This is a genomic window from Stenotrophomonas sp. YIM B06876, assembly GCF_030711595.1.
In the GTDB taxonomy this organism is placed as follows: domain Bacteria; phylum Pseudomonadota; class Gammaproteobacteria; order Xanthomonadales; family Xanthomonadaceae; genus Stenotrophomonas.
In genome coordinates, this window is record NZ_JAUJUJ010000004.1 from 36593 (window position 1) to 53607 (window position 17015).

A 17015-nucleotide genomic window follows, 5' to 3' on the forward strand; every position below is an offset into this window, starting at 1 on the left:
CAGTCGGACTCCGCTCCACGACGGGAGATGATGAGAGGAAGATTCAGTGTGATCGGGCGATTCGGGCGCCGGCCTCGGCGTCAGGTTCAGGCATCGCCACAAAGCCGGACTGCTGGCCGATCCGCGCCAGCCAGCGCCGGATTGACGGGTACGGCTCCAGCGTGATGCCGCCATGCGGCGCGACCGCGGTATAGGCGTGCAGCGCGATGTCGGCGATGCCGTAATCCGCACCGGTGAACCAGTCGTTGTCGGAAAGATGCCGTTCCATTACCGCCAACGCCTGGTGCCCGCGCGCGCGCAGCGCAGGCAGCTCGCCGCGGCGCGGCGAATCAGCGGCGGTCCAGCCGCAGATGAAACGCGCCACCGCGATATACGGCTCGTGGCTGTACTGCTCGAAAAACATCCACGACAGCGCCTGCGCGCGCTGCCATCTGTCCGCGGGCAGAAACGGCGTGCCTTCAGCCAGCCAGCACAGGATGGCGTTGGATTCGGTCAGGATGCGGCCGTCCTCGCGCTCGAGGATCGGCACTTTTCCATTCGGATTGCGCGCCAGGAACTCGGCGCTGCGGGTCTGGCCGTGGGCACTGTCCACCTCCACCCAGCGGTAACGGCTGCCCAACTGCTCGAGCAGCAACCGCACCTTGTGGCAATTGCCCGAGGTGGACATGCCATATACGGTCAGTGGCGCTCGCGGAGTGCCCATCGCTGCGATTCCTCGGGTGGTTGCCGATACCGGACGCCGTCAATCACACCGCAATCACATCGTATTGAAAAGGGCCGCCGCAGCAATCGTCCGGGCGGCCGCGGCCGCGCCACGCCTGCCGCGATTCAACCCGTCCCCGGATTGCGTGCCGATCGGGCCGGCAGGCGCTCGATCCGCCAATCAACAGGACGGGCCCAGCCTGGGCCACCGCCGTGCGTTGACGTTGTCCCGGGCGATGGAATGGCCCCCTCTCCCATCCCAACGTTCCCGATAGCCAGCCGATGCCCGCCGATGCGGCCCCGGCGCTTGGTCGTGACCCTGAAATGCAACGAGGCCGGCAATGCCGGCCCCGGTGCTGTCATCCATGGGATGGCGGTTACTGTTTGCTGGACGCCGTTTCGACCGCAGCCGTCTGCGTCACCACCTGGCCATCGACCACCGGCAGGCGGTCACTGGCCGGCTTGGCCGGCATACGGATGGTCTTTTCCTGGCCATCGTAACGATAGGTCACGTCGTACCCGATGGTCTGGTTGGCATTGCCCATGGCGATCCGGCTGCCGGGCTTGCTGTCCATGCGCATGGTGCCGGTGGTGCCGTCGGCGTTGCGGTAGGTGACGTTGTAACCGGTCACGCGCGAGGACTCGGAGGTGCTGTTCTCGGTACGGCACTGACGCTCGGTGCGGGTGACCACGCGGCCACCCACATGGCGCTTGTCGACCTGGTTGCCGATCACCCCGCCCGCCACCGCACCGGCCGCCGTGGCCGCCTTCTTGCCGTTGCCGCCGCCAACCTGGTTGCCCAGCAGGCCGCCGATCACCGCACCGGCCACGGTGCCGCCGACGTTGCCGTCACGCTCCGGCAGGCGTTCCTGCACCTGCACGTCCTCGCACACTTCACGCGGCACGGTGGTGGTCGAGGTTTCCCGTACCGGCTCGGTGCCGATGACCGCGGCGTACAGCTTTTCCTTCTGCGTCACCGGGTTGACCTTGAGCACATCGGCGTATTCAAGCTTGCCACCGGCAGCCAGCTCATCCTTGGCCACGGCATCGTCGGCCACCAGCGCGGTATCAAGCACCGGACGACCGGCATCGCCCAGCACCGCGGGGGTCTTGTCGCGGCCACTCATGAATGCAGCAGTGGCGATGCCGCCGACCAGCAAGGCTCCCGCAGCAACGAGGATCGTTGTCGTGTTGCTCTTCATTTCCAGCTCCTTGCGGAAGATCCGCACTGTTGATGGGCGCAATTCCACCATGATCAAGCTGAACAGATCCATCCGGCCCTAACAATTGCCCTTCGAAAGTTGAGCCTGCGTCGCAATATCGGGCGTGTTAGCGTCTTCCACGATCCTGAAGGACCCCGCCATGTCGAGCCCGATACTGCTGCCGCTGCTGGGATGGGCGCGCAAGCTGCGCTATCCCACCCTGTTCAAAATCACCGCCGCGCTGTTCGTGCTCAGCGTGCTGCTGCCCGACCCGGTGCCATTCATCGACGAGATCCTGTTCGGCCTGGGTACCCTGTTGCTGGCCAACTGGAAGCGCCGCAAGGATCCGGTCCAGCCGCCGGCGCTGCCGCGCAGGCGTTGAGCCGGTGCAATTGATCGACAGCCATTGCCATCTGGATGCGGCCGAATTCGATTCCGACCGCAGCGCCGTGATGGCGCGCGCCGCGGCCGCAGGAGTGGTGGCCCAGGTGGTTCCGGCGGTCACCGCCGGCAGCTGGGCCAAGCTGAAATCGGTGTGCGCCCAGCATCCCGGTCTCTACCCTGCCTTTGGCCTGCATCCGATGTTCCTGGCCGAACACCGGCCCGAACATCTGGCCGCGCTGGGTGAATGGATTGAACGTGAGCGCCCCTGCGCGATCGGCGAATGCGGGCTGGACTTCTTCATCGAGGGATTGGACCCGGACCGCCAGCGCCACTATTTCAACGGCCAGCTGCAGCTGGCCCGCGACCACCGGCTGCCGCTGATCGTGCACGCGCGGCGCGCGGTGGAGGAAGTGATTCTGTCGATCCGCCGCACCGGTGGCTTGCGCGGCGTGGTGCACAGTTTCTCCGGCAGCCCCGAGCAGGCGCGCCAGCTGTGGGATCTGGGCTTCCTGATCGGCCTTGGCGGGCCCATCACCTATCCGCGCGCCAATCGCCTGCGCACGCTGGTGGCCGGGATGCCGCTGGAATTCCTGCTGCTGGAAACCGATGCACCCGACCAGCCGGACCTGGCCATCCACGGCCAACGCAACGAACCGGCGCGGCTCACCCACATTGTCGAGACGGTGGCGGCGTTACGCCGGCAGCCGGTGGCCGAGATCGCCACGCAAACCACCGCCAACGCCCGCCGCCTGTTCAACCTGCCGGCACGCTGAAGCAGGCCGCGCGCATGCCCCTCATCCGGCCGCCACCTCCTGCGACATGGCCCCCTCCGCCGCCCCCGTCCCAACCTGCCTGCCCGGACGCGGTTTGAGCAGCATCTCCAGCGCCTTGCCCACCGCGGCAAACGCGAATGCGCCGGTGATGTGTGTGGCAGCGCCCAGTCCGGCGCCACAGTCCAGCTTCAGCGCAGCATCGGCCCCCAGCTGCGGCCGCAGCCCGCACACGCTGCCATCGGCCTGCGGATACTTGACGTTCTCCAGCGAGTACACCGCCGGTACCCCGAAGTAACGCGAGGCGTTCTTGGGGAAATGGAAGTCGGTCCGCAATTTCTTGCGGATCAGCGCCATCATCGCGTCATGCTCGGTACGCGAGACATCGCGGATCCTCACCAGGGTCGGATCGGTACGCCCACCGGCCGCGCCGACGGTCAAAATCGGCAGCTTGCGGCGGCGGCACCAGGCGATCGCCTCCACCTTCACCCGGAAACTGTCACAGGCATCGATCACCAGGTCGAAGCCGCGGTCCAGCAACGGCTCCATATTGGAAACGGTGAGGAAGTCCTCGATCGCCTCGGCCTCGATATCCGGATTGATCGCCCGGCAGCGTTCGGCCATCGCCAAAGCCTTGTTGCGGCCGTACTGCCCGGCCAGCGCCGGCAACTGGCGGTTGGTGTTGGAGACGCAGATGTCATCGGCATCGATCAGGGTGAGATGGCCCACCGCGGTGCGCGCCAACGCCTCCACTACCCACGAGCCGACCCCGCCCATGCCGACCACGGCCACCCGGCACGCCGAAAGCCGCTCGATGGTGCCGGCACCATACAACCGGTCGATACCGGCAAAACGTTCACGCAGTTGTTCATTCATGCGCGCATTTTAAACGTGACCGCCGCCGCGCCGCGCGTCGTACCATCGCCAGAACCCAAACCGAGCCCGTGCCCATGCCTGACGCCCCTCGTCCGCCGTCCAACGCTTCGCGCTATCTGTTTGTGCTCATCGCCGGTCTGCTGATCGGTGCCGTCGCCACGGTGATGCTGGTGCGCGCCATCCACGCCCGCCAGGACCCGCTTCCCGGCAGCCTGATGCACGTCATGAATGCGCAGGCGCAAATGCTGCGCAAGAGCCGGGATCAGAACCGGTGCGGCGCCACCGAGGTCGTTCCACGCCTGCAGGCCATGCGCCTGCTGTCCAATGACCTGGACCTGGCGTTTCCCGGCCTGCGCGATGACAGCCGCTTCCAGCAGCATGCCAGCCGGTTCCGCGCGACCTTGAACGATGCGCTGGCCGCGCCGCCACAGGATTGCGTCGCGCTGGCAACGCTGAATGAAGCCATCGGAACTGATTGCAAGGCCTGTCACCAGGATTTCCGTTGACTGCGAACTCGTATTCATCCTGACGCACGGTTGGCACTGTGTTCACGTGCAAGGCGACACGATCGGCGCCATGCGGATCAACTCCGCATCCTTTTCACTGGCAAGGAGAACCACCATGAACATCAAACTGATCGCCGTCGGCGCCGTTGCCAGCCTGGCGCTGGCCGGTTGTGCCACCTCACCCGGCTACAGCAACGGCGGCTACAGCAACAACAGCTACGGCAACCAGGGCTACCAGAACACGCGTTGCAACGACTGCGGCATCGTCACCCGTATCGATACAGTGGCCTCGGGGCGCACCGCGCCTGCCGCCACTGGCGCCATCCTGGGCGGCATTGTCGGCGCCGTGGCCGGCCATGAGATTTCCGACCATACCGGCGGCAGCCGCGGCAACAAGAACATCGCCTCCGTCGCGGGCGCTGCAGCCGGCGCATTGGCCGGCAACAAGATCCAGCAGAATGTCACCGGCGACTCCTACGACATCCAGGTACGGATGGATGACGGCCGCGTGGTCGTGATCAACCAGAAAGACCTGGGAGGAATCCGCGAGAACACCTATGTCCGCGTCGTCAACGGACGTGTTGTGCTGCGCTGACCGGTCAGCGTGCCCCCCCCAACAGAAAGGCCCGCGCAAGCGGGCCTTTCTGTTGCATGTGCCCGGGGAAATCAGGCCGGCTGCACGGCGTCGGCCTGCAGGCCCTTCTGCCCTTGGACGACCGTGAAGCTGACCTGCTGGCCTTCTTTCAGACTCTTGAAGCCATCGGTCTGGATGGCGCGGAAATGCACAAACACATCCTCGCCATTTGCGCGGCTGATGAAGCCGAACCCCTTGGCATCATTGAACCACTTGACGGTACCGGTTTCGCGATCGGACATCTCACTGACTCCATGTAACAGGATCTCGTTGTTGGATACGCCCCTTCTAGGGCGGCTGACTGCAAGGAGGAAGCGAGGTGCAGCGGATCGATCACTCAACCCATCAGGCCACGATTCACGGTGACCTTGCCAAGCTCAGCGGCTGAAACGTAACCCGCGCGCAACCTATTTGCAATATCCAAAACACCGCCCTGTCAAGTCCATTTCAGCACACCGGGGACAATTATCGACGTTTCGTTCATCTTGTATCTGGTCGCCACGGTGCTGGTGCTCACGGGCATCGCCGGCGTGGTGCTGCCGGTCCTGCCCGGTATTCCACTGGTGTTTGCCGGATTGCTGCTGGCGGCCTGGGCAGACGGGTTCCAGCACGTGGGCTGGCTGCCCTTGTTGATCCTGGGACTGTTGACGCTGGTATCGCTTGTCATCGACCTGATTGCCACCACGGCCGGTGCACAGCGGCTCGGCGCCAACCGCAAGGCGGTGTGGGGGTCCCTCGCCGGCACCGTGGCCGGGCTGTTTTTCATGCCGATCGGGCTGTTTGTGGGGCCATTTATCGGCGCCCTGCTTGGCGAATACTGGCACGGCCGGCAAATCGGCCAGGCCGCGAAAGTCGGACTGGGCACCTGGCTGGGCATCATTCTGGGAGTCGCCTTCAAACTCGGCCTGGCGCTGGCCATGCTGGGGGTGTTCGCCCTTGCCTGGTTTATCTGAGGCGCCTCTCTCCCATCATCTGCCCGCAATTCCCGCAACGCGCGGGAGCAGCCACTGCAACCGCACGCAGGCGCCGCACATGGCTTTTCTCCGACTTGCCGCCGGCGACGCGGAAAGGGCGAAAAACCGCTGCGTGCTGCCGTCAGAATCCGGATCATCGACAATATGGACGGATCGGGCAGCTGGCGACGGAACCTTCCGGAAGTTCCCGCCCCCGTCGCCCGCCTTCACTCCTCTGTACCCGCAACGGAAGCTCCCATGCGCAAACGTCCGCTCCACCGGCTCCTGCTACTGTCCTTGCCGGCGATATCGCCACTGGCTTTTGCCCAGGATGCCACGCCCATGCCGGCATCCCCCGAGGCCTGCCTGGCCCTGGACGCGGACGCGGCACGCCTGGCCTGTTACGACACCGCGCTCGGCCGTGCCCCGGTCGACACCCGCGCCGCCGATGCGGCGGCCAGCGCTGCGCTGCTTGAAAAAAGGCAGGAACAAACCCCACAGGCATTGCAGGACAGCACCGGCACGGGCGGCGTACGCAAGCGGGTGCGCGAACTGTTTGCCTATGACGAGCGGGAGGACGTGATGGCCAATATTGGCAAGGGCTCCCTGCTGGACAGCCGCTGGGAGCTGGCCAAGGATTCCAAGTTGGGCACCTTCCAACTGCGTGCCTACAAGCCGGTCTATCTGCTGCCGGCGTTCTGGGCCAGCAAGCCCAACCAGATGCCGCAATCGCCCAACCCGGCCAATTCGGTCTCCCAGCCCGAAGACCTGAGCAGCTCCGAGGTCAAATTCCAGATCAGCTTCAAGACCAAGATCGCCGAAAACCTGTTCGGCAACAACGGCGATATCTGGGGCGGCTATACCCAGAGCTCGCACTGGCAGGCCTACAACAGCGCGCTGTCGCGTCCGTTCCGGGAAACCGACTACGAGCCGGAAGTGATGCTGGTGTTCCGCAATGGCTATTCACTGTTCGGCTGGAACGGCCGCATGAGCGCGATCCAGCTCAACCACCAGTCCAATGGCCGCAGCGACCCGCTGTCGNGGTGTTCCGCAATGGCTATTCACTGTTCGGCTGGAACGGCCGCATGAGCGCGATCCAGCTCAACCACCAGTCCAATGGCCGCAGCGACCCGCTGTCGCGCAGCTGGAACCGGGTGATCTTCAATGTCGGGCTGGACCGGGAGAACTGGGCGCTGACGCTGCGTCCGTGGTACCGCATTCCCGAAGGATCACGCGACGACAACAATCCCGATATCCAGGATTACATGGGCCGCGGTGACGCCACCCTGGTCTACAACCGCGATGGCCATGAACTGGCGTTGATGGCCCGGCATTCGCTGCGCAGCGGCAAGCGCGCGCATGGGGCGCTGCAGCTCGACTACGGCTTCCCGCTCAACAAGCAGCTGCGCGGACATGTGCAGGTGTTCGACGGCTATGGCGAAAGCCTGATCGATTACAACCACAAAGCCACCTACATCGGTGTAGGTGTTTCACTTCTGGAGTGGTTCTGATGAAAGCGACAATCTGGCACAACCCGCGCTGTTCCAATTCCCGTGGCGCACTGGCGCTGCTTCAGGAAGCAGGCGCGGAGGTGGAGGTCATCAATTACCTGGACACGCCGCCCTCGGCGACCGAGTTGCATACCCTGCTGGCCGAAATGGGTATGCCCGCGCGCGACCTGCTGCGCAGCAAGGAGGCCGCGTACAGTGAGCTGGGACTGGCCGCGCAGCTTGACGACGACTTGGCGCTGATCAACGCCATGGCCGCGCACCCGGCGCTGATCAACCGCCCGATCGTGCGCACCCCCAAGGGCACTGCACTGTGTCGCCCGCCGGAAAAGGTGCGGGCTCTGCTTCCTGACTACAACGGATGATGATTTCCTTGTTGCTCGCCGGCGCTTTGGGCTGGGCCGTGGAGCCGGGCATCATCTGCCGCAAAGAAGGCCAAGGTGAGGTCATGGAACGGATGGGTCCCGTAGCGGAGGGCCACTACCGATTGGGTGGATATGGGGATTACATACCGCAAGCAGATGTATTCGAGCTGCGCCGCTCAAACCAATTGCAAGCCCGCCTGGTACACCAGTCCATGGGCTACAGCTGTGAAACCTATCTGGACGAGAAGCAATGCCCGTCTCTTGTTCAGGCAGAGCAGGCGCTCATGCAACTTTCCTATATTGAAAAAAATGGGCCCGCGGCACCGGTATGGCCCCGAAATTCTCGCCCCGTGCACGGCGACGGATTTGTATTCGAGTATCAGCCGTCCGGCGAAGGCATTCGCAGGGCTGTTTACGACCCGACTCTGCTGGCCCGCCAACCCGAACATCCGGCGGGGAAACTGATCGCCCGCATCTGGCAAGTGGAACGCCAATGCGGGCCCGACCTGGCCCGCAAAACACAGCGAAAGAATTACGAAGCTGATAAAGCAAAGAACCAGGCTCTGAATCTGGGTGTCCGTAGCTGATTTGCGCCAAGGGCAGGCGCCCCAACCAGCGATGTGCCGGCCCTCCGCTGACCGGCTCCGCCGGAAAACAAAACGGCCCGGGCAGAACCCGGGCCGTTTCGGCATCCTCGGCAGCACTGGCGGTTTATTCGACCACCACCGGAATCTTGCCGATGCGGGCCTGCCATTCGCGCGGACCGGTGGTGTGCACCGACTCGCCGGTGGAATCCACCGCCACGGTCACCGGCATGTCCTGCACCGTGAACTCGTAGATGGCCTCCATGCCCAGATCGGCGAAACCGACCACCTTGGCCGCCTTGATCGCCTTGGACACCAGATAGGCCGAACCGCCCACCGCCATCAGGTAGGCCGACTTGTTATCACGGATCGCCTCGATCGCCGCCGGGCCACGCTCGGCCTTGCCGACCATGCCCAGCAGGCCGGTCTGTTCCAGCACCTGGCGGGTGAACTTGTCCATGCGGGTCGCCGTGGTCGGGCCGGCCGGGCCCACCACTTCGTCGCGCACCGGATCGACCGGGCCAACGTAGTAGATGAAGCGGCCCTTCAGATCGACCGGCAGCGGCTCGCCCTTGTCCAGCATTTCCACCATGCGCTTGTGCGCGGCATCGCGGCCGGTCAGCAGCTTGCCGTTGAGCAGCAGGGTCTGGCCCGGCTTCCAGCTGGCCACGTCTTCCGGGGTGATCGTGTCCAGGTCGACCCGGGTGCCCTTGGAGGCATCGTAGGTGATCTGCGGCCAGTCTTGCAGCGACGGCGGATCCAGCATCACCGGGCCGCTGCCGTCCAGGGTGAAGTGCGCGTGGCGGGTGGCGGCGCAGTTGGGGATCATCGCCACCGGCAGGTTGGCGGCATGGGTCGGGAAGTCCTTGACCTTGATGTCCAGCACCGTGGTCAGGCCACCCAGGCCCTGTGCACCGATGCCCAGCGCATTGACCTTGTCGTACAGCTCCAGGCGCAGCTCTTCGGCACGGTTGGACGCGCCGCGGGCCTTGAGCTCGTTGATGTCGATCGGCTCCATCAGCGATTCCTTGGCCAGCAGCATCGCCTTTTCGGCGGTGCCGCCGATGCCAATGCCGAGCATGCCCGGCGGGCACCAGCCGGCGCCCATGGTCGGCACGGTCTTGAGCACCCAGTCCACGATCGAGTCGGACGGGTTGAGCATGGCGAACTTGCTCTTGGCCTCCGAACCGCCGCCCTTGGCCGCGACGATCACCTCGACCGTGTTGCCCGGCACCACCTTGACGTTGACCACGCCCGGGGTGTTGTCACGGGTATTGGTGCGCTTGCCGGCCGGATCGGCCAGCACCGAGGCGCGCAGCTTGTTGTCCGGGTAGGCGTAGGCGCGGCGCACGCCCTCGTTGGCCATGTCCTCCACGCCCATGGTGGCGTCGTCCCAGCGCACGTTCATGCCGATTTCCAGGAACACGGTGACGATGCCGGTGTCCTGGCAGATCGGCCGGTGACCTTCGGCGCACATCCGTGAATTGATCAGGATCTGGGCCATCGCCTCCTTGGCGGCCGGCGACTCCTCGCGCTCGTAGGCGGCGGCAAGGCTCTTGATGTAATCGACCGGGTGGTAGTACGAGATGTACTGCAGCGCGTCGGCGATGGACTGGATCAGGTCTTCCTGCTTGATGGAGACCGGCTGACGGGAATCACGGGAATTGACGGGATGGCTCACGGCGGGCTTCGACTCGGCTTGCAGTGGGAGAACCCGGCCATTCTACGCCGGCAAGCCGAAAGCGGCCTGCGCCGGTCCGCATCGCAGGCAGCGGCCACGATGGCCGGCCCCGCCGGCAGCGGTCACAATCCCCATCATGAATACTCTGGTACTGATCCTCGACCTCATCGGCACCTTCGTTTTCGCCCTGTCCGGGGCGACGATGGGGGTGCGCCGCCATCTGGATATCTTCGGCGTGCTGGTGCTGTCCTTCGCCGCCGCGCTGGCCGGCGGCATCACCCGCGACCTGCTGATCGGCGCCACTCCGGTGGCGGCGATCAGCGACTGGCGCTACCCGGCCATTACCCTGGCTGCCGGCACCGTCACCTTCTTCTGGGCGCCGCTGATCGAGCGCATGCAATACCCGGTACGCATGTTCGATGCGATGGGCCTTGCCCTGTTCGCCGTGGCCGGCACACAGAAAGCACTGTCGTACGGCATCGATCCGCCGATCGCCGCGGCGCTGGGCATGCTTACCGGCATCGGCGGCGGCATCGCCCGTGACGTGCTGTTGGCGCAGGTACCGCTGGTGTTGCAGGCCGAGCTGTATGCCGTTGCCGCGCTGGCCGGCGCCGCCGTGGTGGCATTGGGGCACTGGGGCGGCCTGCCGCCCGTGCCCTGCGCCCTGGCCGGGGCCGGTCTGTGCTTCGGCCTGCGGATGATGGCCATGCATTACGGCTGGCACCTGCCGGTGGCGCTGCAGTCCTCCGATCCCCCGCCACCGGAAGGCCCGCGGCGCTGAGCGTGCCCCGCATTCGCGGCGATGTCCGGTGGGCGGCATCAGACCAGGGCCGTAAAACCCTGCTGCGGCAGATGCTTCGGGGGGTTTTTGGCATTGCCGGTTGCCGGTGGCCACGCTGGGGTGGCTGCGTGGCTGCCGCCTGTGCCGCAGACGCCGATGCGCTTACCCTGAAGCCGTCTTCCGCGTCCGCGTTGCGCCCGTAATGCCAACCACCCCCGCTCCCACCGCACGAACCCAGCCCAGCCTGCGTGCGCGCTTCAACGCGATGCGCAACCTGCCGCCGTTCCTGCACATGATCTGGCGTACCAGCCGCGGCTTGACCCTGGCCAGCCTCGGGCTGCGCCTGCTGCGCTCGCTGCTGCCGGTGGCGATGCTGTACGTGGGCAAGCTGATCATCGACGAGGCGGTGCGGCTGGCAGGGTTGCCCGGCGCCTTCCCGCCGCTGGAGCAGGCGCTGTCCACCCACCTGCTGGACCACCTGTTGCTGCTGCTGGCCATCGAGCTGGGGCTGGCGATCGGGTCGGACCTGCTCGGCCGGCTGGTCAGCTACGCCGACGGATTGCTGTCCGAGCTGTTCACCAATGCCAGCAGCATCCGCCTGATGGAGCATGCCGCGGAGCTGGATCTGGAGGATTTCGAAGACCCGGACGTGCAGGACAAGCTGGATCGTGCGCGACGCCAGACCATGGGCCGGATGAACCTGATGAGCCAGCTGTTCGGCCAGGTGCAGGACGCGATCACCGTGGCCAGTCTGGCCGTCGGGCTGGTCGTCTACGCCCCGTGGCTGATCGCGCTGCTGGTGGTGGCGCTGGTGCCGGCGTTCATCGGCGAATCGCACTTCAATGCGATCGGCTATTCGCTCAACTTCCAGTGGACGCCGGAACGCCGCCAGCTCGACTACCTGCGCCAGACCGGGGCCAGCGTGGAAACCGCCAAGGAGGTGAAGATCTTCAACCTCCACCGTTTCCTGATCGAGCGCTACCGCGCCCTGGCCAGCAGGTTCTACCTGGCCAACCGCGCGCTGGCCCGCAAACGCGCGGTCTGGGGCACCCTGCTGGCCGCGCTCGGCACCCTGGGCTACTACGTGGCCTACGGCTACATCGCCTGGCGCACGGTGCGCGGCGACTTCTCCATTGGCGACCTGACCTTTCTGGCCGGCAGCTTCCAGCGCCTGCGGCAGTTGCTGGAGGGGCTGCTGATCGGTTTTTCGCAGGTCGCCAGCCAGGCCATGTACCTGGACGACCTGTTCTCGTTCTTCGCCATCGAACCGGAAATCCAGTCACGCAGCGACGCGCTGCCGGTACCGCAACCGATCCGCCAGGGTTTCGTGTTCGAGAATGTGGGTTTCCGCTATCCCGACGCCGAGCGCTGGGCGGTGCGCGGCCTGGATTTCGAACTGCGTGCGGGCGAAGTGCTGGCGCTGGTCGGCGAAAATGGCGCCGGCAAGACCACGCTGGTGAAGCTGCTCGCACGCCTGTATGACCCGGATGAGGGCCGGATCCTGCTCGACGGCCGCGACCTGCGCGACTACGACCTGCACCAGCTGCGCGCCAATATGGGGGTGATCTTCCAGGATTTCGTGCGCTACCACCTGTCTGCCGGCGAGAACATCGGCGTCGGGCGGGTGGACGCCATGGACGACCCGGCGCTGATCCGCGATGCCGCACGCCGCGCGATGGCCGATGCAGTGGTCGAAGGCCTGCCCGGCGGCTATGACCAGCTGATCGGGCGCCGCTTCAAGACCGGCGTGGACCTGTCCGGCGGCCAATGGCAGAAGATCGCCATCGCCCGGGCCTACATGCGCGATGCGCAGGTGATGATCCTCGATGAACCGACCGCCGCACTGGACGCGCGGGCCGAATTCGAGGTGTTCCAGCGCTTCAAGGAGCTGTCGGACAACCGCACCGCGGTGCTGATCTCGCACCGCTTCTCCAGCGTGCGCATGGCCGATCGCATCCTGGTGCTGGCTGACGGCCGGATCGAAGCCAGCGGCACCCACGCCGAGCTGATGGCGCAAGGCGGCCGCTACGCCGAACTGTTCGAGCTGCAGGCCGCCGGCTACCGCTGAAACCCCGGCATGGCCCGGGTTAATGAGAGTCCCTCTCATTCGGGATAGAATAGCGCGGCTAACTTTCCGGATACGAACAACGGTATGTCTTCCGCTTTTGGCGCCGAAACGGTGCTTGAAGTCCGTCACTGGACGGACGCCTACTTCAGTTTCACCACCACTCGCGACAGCGGTTTCCGCTTCGAGAACGGCCAGTTCGTGATGATCGGACTGGAGACCGAAGCGCGCCCGCTGCTGCGCGCCTATTCCATCGCCAGCGCCAACTGGGAGGAGAACCTCGAGTTCTTCAGCATCAAGGTCGAAGACGGCCCGCTGACCTCGCGGTTGCAGCACATCCAGCCCGGCGACAAGGTACTGGTGGGCAAGAAGCCGACCGGCACCCTGTTGATCAGCGACCTGCATCCGGGCAAGCACCTGTACCTGCTGGGCACCGGCACCGGCATGGCGCCGTGGCTGAGCGTGATCAAGGACCCGGAAACCTACGAGCGTTTCGACAAGGTGATCCTCACCCACGGCGTGCGCTTTGAAAAAGACCTCGCCTATCGCGATTACTTTGAAAAGGAAATCCGCGAGCACGAATTCCTTGGCGACATGATCGGCGACAAGCTGCTGTATTACCCGGCCGTCACCCGCGAGCCGTTCCGCAACCATGGCCGCCTGACCGCCTTGCTGGAAAGTGGCCAGATGCAGGAAACCCTGGGCCTGCCGCCGCTGGACCCCGAACACGACCGCGCCATGATCTGCGGCAGCCCGCAGATGCTGGCCGACCTGCGCAGCGTGCTCGATGCCCGCGGTTTCCAGACCTCGCCGCGGATCGGCCAGCCCGGACACTATGTGTTCGAGCGCGCGTTCGTCGAGAAATAAGCGCTGCCGGACGCGTGGCCGTGGCCGCAGGCGTTGGCGCGCGGCACGTATCGCCCGGTGAAATCGGCCGGATCAGGACGATCCAGCCGTTTTCCCCGCACCGGGTTGATCGGTGGCCGCGCGGCCCGCTGCGGAAATCCCATGGCGCGGTGATCAATAGCGACCTCACCAATGCCCGTACCGGCAATGGCAGTCACGTACAGCAGCGCCGCCCCCGCAACGCGCTGCAAGCGGGGGACGGGCGGCCACGGATGGCGCTGTTGGCCTGTCCCCACCAGCGCCTGCGTCCAGGCCGGGCACCTCTACCCAGCGCTGCCCAACGCGGCCTCGATGTCCACCGCCAGGCTCTCGGGGGTAGCTGTGGGCGCATAGCGCTTCAGCACCTGCCCGGCACGGCCGACCAGGAATTTGCTGAAATTCCACTTGATCGCACCGATGCCGAGCAGCCCGGGCTTCTGCTGCTTCAGCCATTGCCACAACGGATCGGCATCGGCGCCATTGACTTTGATCTTGGCCAGCACGGGAAAGCCGACCTCGTAGTTCAGCGAGCAGAACTGGCGGATCTGCGCCGCATCGCCGGGTTCCTGATGACCGAACTGGTCACAGGGAAACCCCAGCACCACCAGCCCCTGCGGACCGTAGCGGCGCCACAGCTGCTGCAGACCCGCATATTGAGGCGTGAAGCCGCATTTGGACGTCACATTCACCACCAGCAACACCTTGCCGGCGTAAGCGGACAGCGGCTGGATCCGGCCATCCAGATCGGCGGCTTCAAAATCGAAAGCGGTGGTCATCGCATCACTCCTTGCGTGGTCCGCCAGCCTACGCCGGCATCCGGGGTATCGCACGCACGCTACGTCCGCGGCGGCAACCCTGCCCTTTGACACCCCCCAGCCCCCGGCGGACGGGTTAACCTCACCGGTTCAATATTTCTGGAGAACATCCCTTGACCACTCGCCTTGCCCTCGCTGTCGCCGTGACCCTGGGCCTTGCCCTGCCGGCCTATTCGGCCAGTGCCGCCACCGCGACCACCCAGGCGGCCGAGCAGGCCAATCCGTTCTTCGCCGAGAGCACGCTGCCGCTGCACTTTCCGCAGTTCGACAAGATCAGGGACAGCGATTTCGCCCCGGCCTTCGACGCCGGCATGGCGCTCCAGCTGAAGGAAGTGGAGGCCATCGCCAACAACAAGGCCAAGCCGACCTTCGACAACACCCTGATCGCGCTGGAAAAAAGCGGCGCCGTGCTGGACCGTGCCACCACCGTGTTCTTCGCGCTCAGCGGCGCCGACACCAACGACGCCCGCAAGCAGCTGCAGGCCGAGTATTCGGCCAAATTCGCCGGCCACCGGGATGCCATCAACCTCAACGGCAAGCTGTTCGCGCGCATCGAAAAGCTCTACAACGACCGCGCCAAGCTGGGCCTGGATGCCGAAGGCCTGCGGCTGGTCGAGAAGTACCATGACAACTTCGTCCGCGCTGGCGCCAAGCTGTCCGACGCCGACAAGGCCACGCTCAAGGCGATGAACGCCGAGCTGGCCAACCTGGGTACCACCTTCAGCCAGAACGTGCTGGCCGAGGTCAATGCCTCCTTCATCGTGGTCGATGACGTCAAGCAGCTGGACGGCCTGTCGGCCGAGCAGATCGCCGCGGCCGCCGAGGCGGCCAAGGCGCGCAAGCTGGACGGCAAATACGTCATCGCCCTGCTCAACACCACCGGCCAGCCGGCGCTGACCAACCTGACCAACCGCGCGCTGCGGCAGAAGATCTACGAAGCGTCGGTGTCGCGTGGCAGCAAGGGCGGTGACTACGACAACACCGCACTGGTGGCGCGCATCATGACCCTGCGCGCGCAGAAGGCCGCGCTGATGGGCTTTGACAACTACGCCGCCTATTCGCTCGGCAACCAGACCGCCAAGACCCCCGAAGCGGTCAATGCGATGCTGGGCCAGTTGGCCCCGGCCGCCGTGGCCAACGCCAAGCGCGAAGCCGCCGACCTGCAGGCGATGATCGATGCCGAACAGAAGGCCGCCAAGAAGCCGGGCTTCGAGCTGCAGCCGTGGGACTGGGCCTTCTACAGCGAGAAGGTGCGCCAGGCCAAGTACAACTTCGACGAATCCCAGCTCAAGCCGTACTTCGAGCTGAAGAGCGTGCTGGAAAACGGCGTGTTCTTCGCCGCCGGCAAGGAATTCGGCCTGAGCTTCAAGCAGCGCACCGACCTGCCGGTCTACCACGACGACGTCACCGTGTATGACGTGTTCGACGCCGATGGCAGCCAGCTGGCGATCTTCATCTTCGACCCGTACGCGCGCCAGTCCAAGCGTGGCGGTGCGTGGATGAACGCCTACGTCTCGCAGTCGGCGCTGACCGGCAACAAGCCGGTGGTCGCCAACCACCTCAACATTCCCAAGCCGCCGGCCGGCAAGCCGACGCTGCTGACCTGGGATGAGGTCAGCACCACCTTCCACGAGTTCGGCCACGCCCTGCACGGCATGTTCTCGAACGTGAAATACCCCTACTTCTCCGGTACCGCGGTGCCGCGCGACTTCGTCGAGTTCCCCTCGCAGGTCAACGAGATGTGGGCCGACGAGCCGAGCATCCTGGCCAACTACGCCAAGCACTACCAGACCGGCGCGGCGATGCCGCAGGCATTGCTGGACAAGGTGATCGCCGCCTCGAAGTTCAACCAGGGCTTTTTGACCACCGAATACCTGGGCGCGGCGATGCTCGACCAGAGCTGGCACCAGATCGGCGTGAAGGAGGTGCCGGCGGCCGCGGATGTGATCACGTTCGAGCGCGCCGCACTGGAGAAGGACGGCATCTACTACGGGCCGGTGTCGCCGCGTTACCGCACCACCTACTTCAGCCACATCATGGGCGGTTATTCGGCCGGCTACTACGCCTACATCTGGTCCGAAGTGCTCGATGCCAACACCCAGAAGTGGTTCCGCGAAAATGGCGGTCTGTCACGTGCCAATGGCGACCATTTCCGCAACACCCTGCTGTCGCGCGGTGGCAGCGTGGATGCGATGGAGCTGTTCCAGAACTTCGCCGGCCATGCACCGCAGATCGAACCGTTGCTGGAAAAGCGTGGCCTGACCAGCGGCAGCGAAGCCGCCTCGCCGTAAGCCACACGCCTCG

Annotated in this window: 18 protein-coding genes and 1 pseudogene; 12 read left to right on the plus strand and 7 right to left on the minus strand. The window is 65.3% G+C overall.

The genetic code is table 11. The features are described from left to right. Positions 1–43 precede the first annotated feature (43 nt). Together QZH66_RS03325 and QZH66_RS03330 are read right to left on the minus strand one after the other, a co-directional pair. The gene (locus QZH66_RS03325; RefSeq protein ID WP_305804536.1) at positions 44–703 is read right to left on the minus strand and encodes a glutathione S-transferase family protein; all 660 of its coding nucleotides are present in this window, start codon (positions 701–703) and stop codon (positions 44–46) included. A 376-nt stretch (positions 704–1079) separates the two neighbouring features. Beyond that, the gene (locus QZH66_RS03330) at positions 1080–1904 is read right to left on the minus strand and encodes a glycine zipper 2TM domain-containing protein (RefSeq protein WP_305804620.1); all 825 of its coding nucleotides are present in this window, start codon (positions 1902–1904) and stop codon (positions 1080–1082) included. Between the two features lie 160 nt (positions 1905–2064). Between QZH66_RS03330 and QZH66_RS03335 the strand changes: the two genes are divergently transcribed. Together QZH66_RS03335 and QZH66_RS03340 are read left to right on the plus strand one after the other, a co-directional pair. Next, positions 2065–2286: a DUF6116 family protein gene (locus QZH66_RS03335; protein WP_305804537.1), complete on the plus strand. Its 222-nt coding sequence runs from the start codon at positions 2065–2067 to the stop codon at positions 2284–2286. 4 nt (positions 2287–2290) lie between these two features. Continuing rightward, the gene (locus tag QZH66_RS03340) at positions 2291–3061 is read left to right on the plus strand and encodes a TatD family hydrolase (protein WP_305804538.1); all 771 of its coding nucleotides are present in this window, start codon (positions 2291–2293) and stop codon (positions 3059–3061) included. A gap of 21 nt (positions 3062–3082) precedes the next feature. Here QZH66_RS03340 and QZH66_RS03345 read toward each other — a convergent pair whose 3' ends face one another. Continuing rightward, positions 3083–3934, minus strand: a complete 852-nt coding sequence (locus QZH66_RS03345) for a tRNA threonylcarbamoyladenosine dehydratase (RefSeq protein ID WP_305804539.1) — start codon at positions 3932–3934, stop codon at positions 3083–3085. A gap of 74 nt (positions 3935–4008) precedes the next feature. On the opposite strand from QZH66_RS03345, the gene QZH66_RS03350 reads away from it, so the two are divergent. Continuing rightward, positions 4009–4440, plus strand: a complete 432-nt coding sequence (locus tag QZH66_RS03350) for a hypothetical protein (RefSeq protein ID WP_305804540.1) — start codon at positions 4009–4011, stop codon at positions 4438–4440. A gap of 115 nt (positions 4441–4555) precedes the next feature. Continuing rightward, the gene (locus QZH66_RS03355) at positions 4556–5035 is read left to right on the plus strand and encodes a glycine zipper 2TM domain-containing protein (protein ID WP_305804541.1); all 480 of its coding nucleotides are present in this window, start codon (positions 4556–4558) and stop codon (positions 5033–5035) included. Between the two features lie 71 nt (positions 5036–5106). Here QZH66_RS03355 and QZH66_RS03360 read toward each other — a convergent pair whose 3' ends face one another. Then, positions 5107–5316 carry a cold-shock protein gene (locus tag QZH66_RS03360; protein ID WP_305804542.1) on the minus strand — a complete coding sequence of 70 codons (210 nt, stop codon included), beginning with the start codon at positions 5314–5316 and terminating at the stop codon, positions 5107–5109. Between the two features lie 225 nt (positions 5317–5541). Here QZH66_RS03360 and QZH66_RS03365 point away from each other — a divergent pair, with 225 nt between their 5' ends. The 4 genes and pseudogenes from QZH66_RS03365 (at position 5542) to QZH66_RS03380 (ending at position 8487) form a co-directional block, all read left to right on the plus strand. After that, complete coding sequence (locus QZH66_RS03365; RefSeq protein ID WP_305804621.1) at positions 5542–6027, plus strand: DUF456 domain-containing protein; 486 nt, start codon at positions 5542–5544, stop codon at positions 6025–6027. Positions 6028–6285: 258 nt separating this feature from the next. After that, positions 6286–7538: pseudogene (locus QZH66_RS03370) on the plus strand (phospholipase A). Further along, complete coding sequence (gene arsC, locus QZH66_RS03375; RefSeq protein WP_305804543.1) at positions 7538–7900, plus strand: arsenate reductase (glutaredoxin); 363 nt, start codon at positions 7538–7540, stop codon at positions 7898–7900. The pseudogene QZH66_RS03370 and the gene arsC overlap by 1 nt, the downstream one beginning before the upstream one ends. Then, positions 7900–8487, plus strand: a complete 588-nt coding sequence (locus QZH66_RS03380) for a hypothetical protein (RefSeq protein WP_305804544.1) — start codon at positions 7900–7902, stop codon at positions 8485–8487. Before arsC ends, QZH66_RS03380 begins: the two co-directional genes overlap by 1 nt. Positions 8488–8611: 124 nt before the next feature. Here QZH66_RS03380 and QZH66_RS03385 read toward each other — a convergent pair whose 3' ends face one another. Next, positions 8612–10165, minus strand: coding sequence for a fumarate hydratase (locus tag QZH66_RS03385; protein WP_305804545.1), 1554 nt, complete (start codon positions 10163–10165; stop codon positions 8612–8614). A gap of 136 nt (positions 10166–10301) precedes the next feature. Here QZH66_RS03385 and QZH66_RS03390 point away from each other — a divergent pair, with 136 nt between their 5' ends. From QZH66_RS03390 to QZH66_RS03400, 3 genes are all read left to right on the plus strand, one after another. Next, positions 10302–10946 (plus strand): trimeric intracellular cation channel family protein, encoded by a 645-nt coding sequence (locus QZH66_RS03390; protein WP_305804546.1) that lies wholly within the window; start codon positions 10302–10304, stop codon positions 10944–10946. Positions 10947–11148: 202 nt separating this feature from the next. Further along, positions 11149–13014 carry an ABC transporter ATP-binding protein gene (locus QZH66_RS03395; protein ID WP_305804547.1) on the plus strand — a complete coding sequence of 622 codons (1866 nt, stop codon included), beginning with the start codon at positions 11149–11151 and terminating at the stop codon, positions 13012–13014. Positions 13015–13098: 84 nt separating this feature from the next. Continuing rightward, entirely contained in the window at positions 13099–13878 is a 780-nt protein-coding gene (locus QZH66_RS03400) for a ferredoxin--NADP reductase (protein WP_305804548.1), read from the plus strand. Here the strand turns inward: QZH66_RS03400 and QZH66_RS03405 are convergent. Continuing rightward, positions 13845–14075 (minus strand): hypothetical protein, encoded by a 231-nt coding sequence (locus tag QZH66_RS03405; RefSeq protein WP_305804549.1) that lies wholly within the window; start codon positions 14073–14075, stop codon positions 13845–13847. The genes QZH66_RS03400 and QZH66_RS03405 overlap by 34 nt on opposite strands. Positions 14076–14180: 105 nt before the next feature. Beyond that, positions 14181–14672, minus strand: a complete 492-nt coding sequence (locus tag QZH66_RS03410; RefSeq protein WP_305804550.1) for a glutathione peroxidase — start codon at positions 14670–14672, stop codon at positions 14181–14183. A gap of 152 nt (positions 14673–14824) precedes the next feature. Here QZH66_RS03410 and QZH66_RS03415 point away from each other — a divergent pair, with 152 nt between their 5' ends. Beyond that, entirely contained in the window at positions 14825–17002 is a 2178-nt protein-coding gene (locus QZH66_RS03415; RefSeq protein ID WP_305804551.1) for a M3 family metallopeptidase, read from the plus strand. Positions 17003–17015 lie beyond the last annotated feature (13 nt).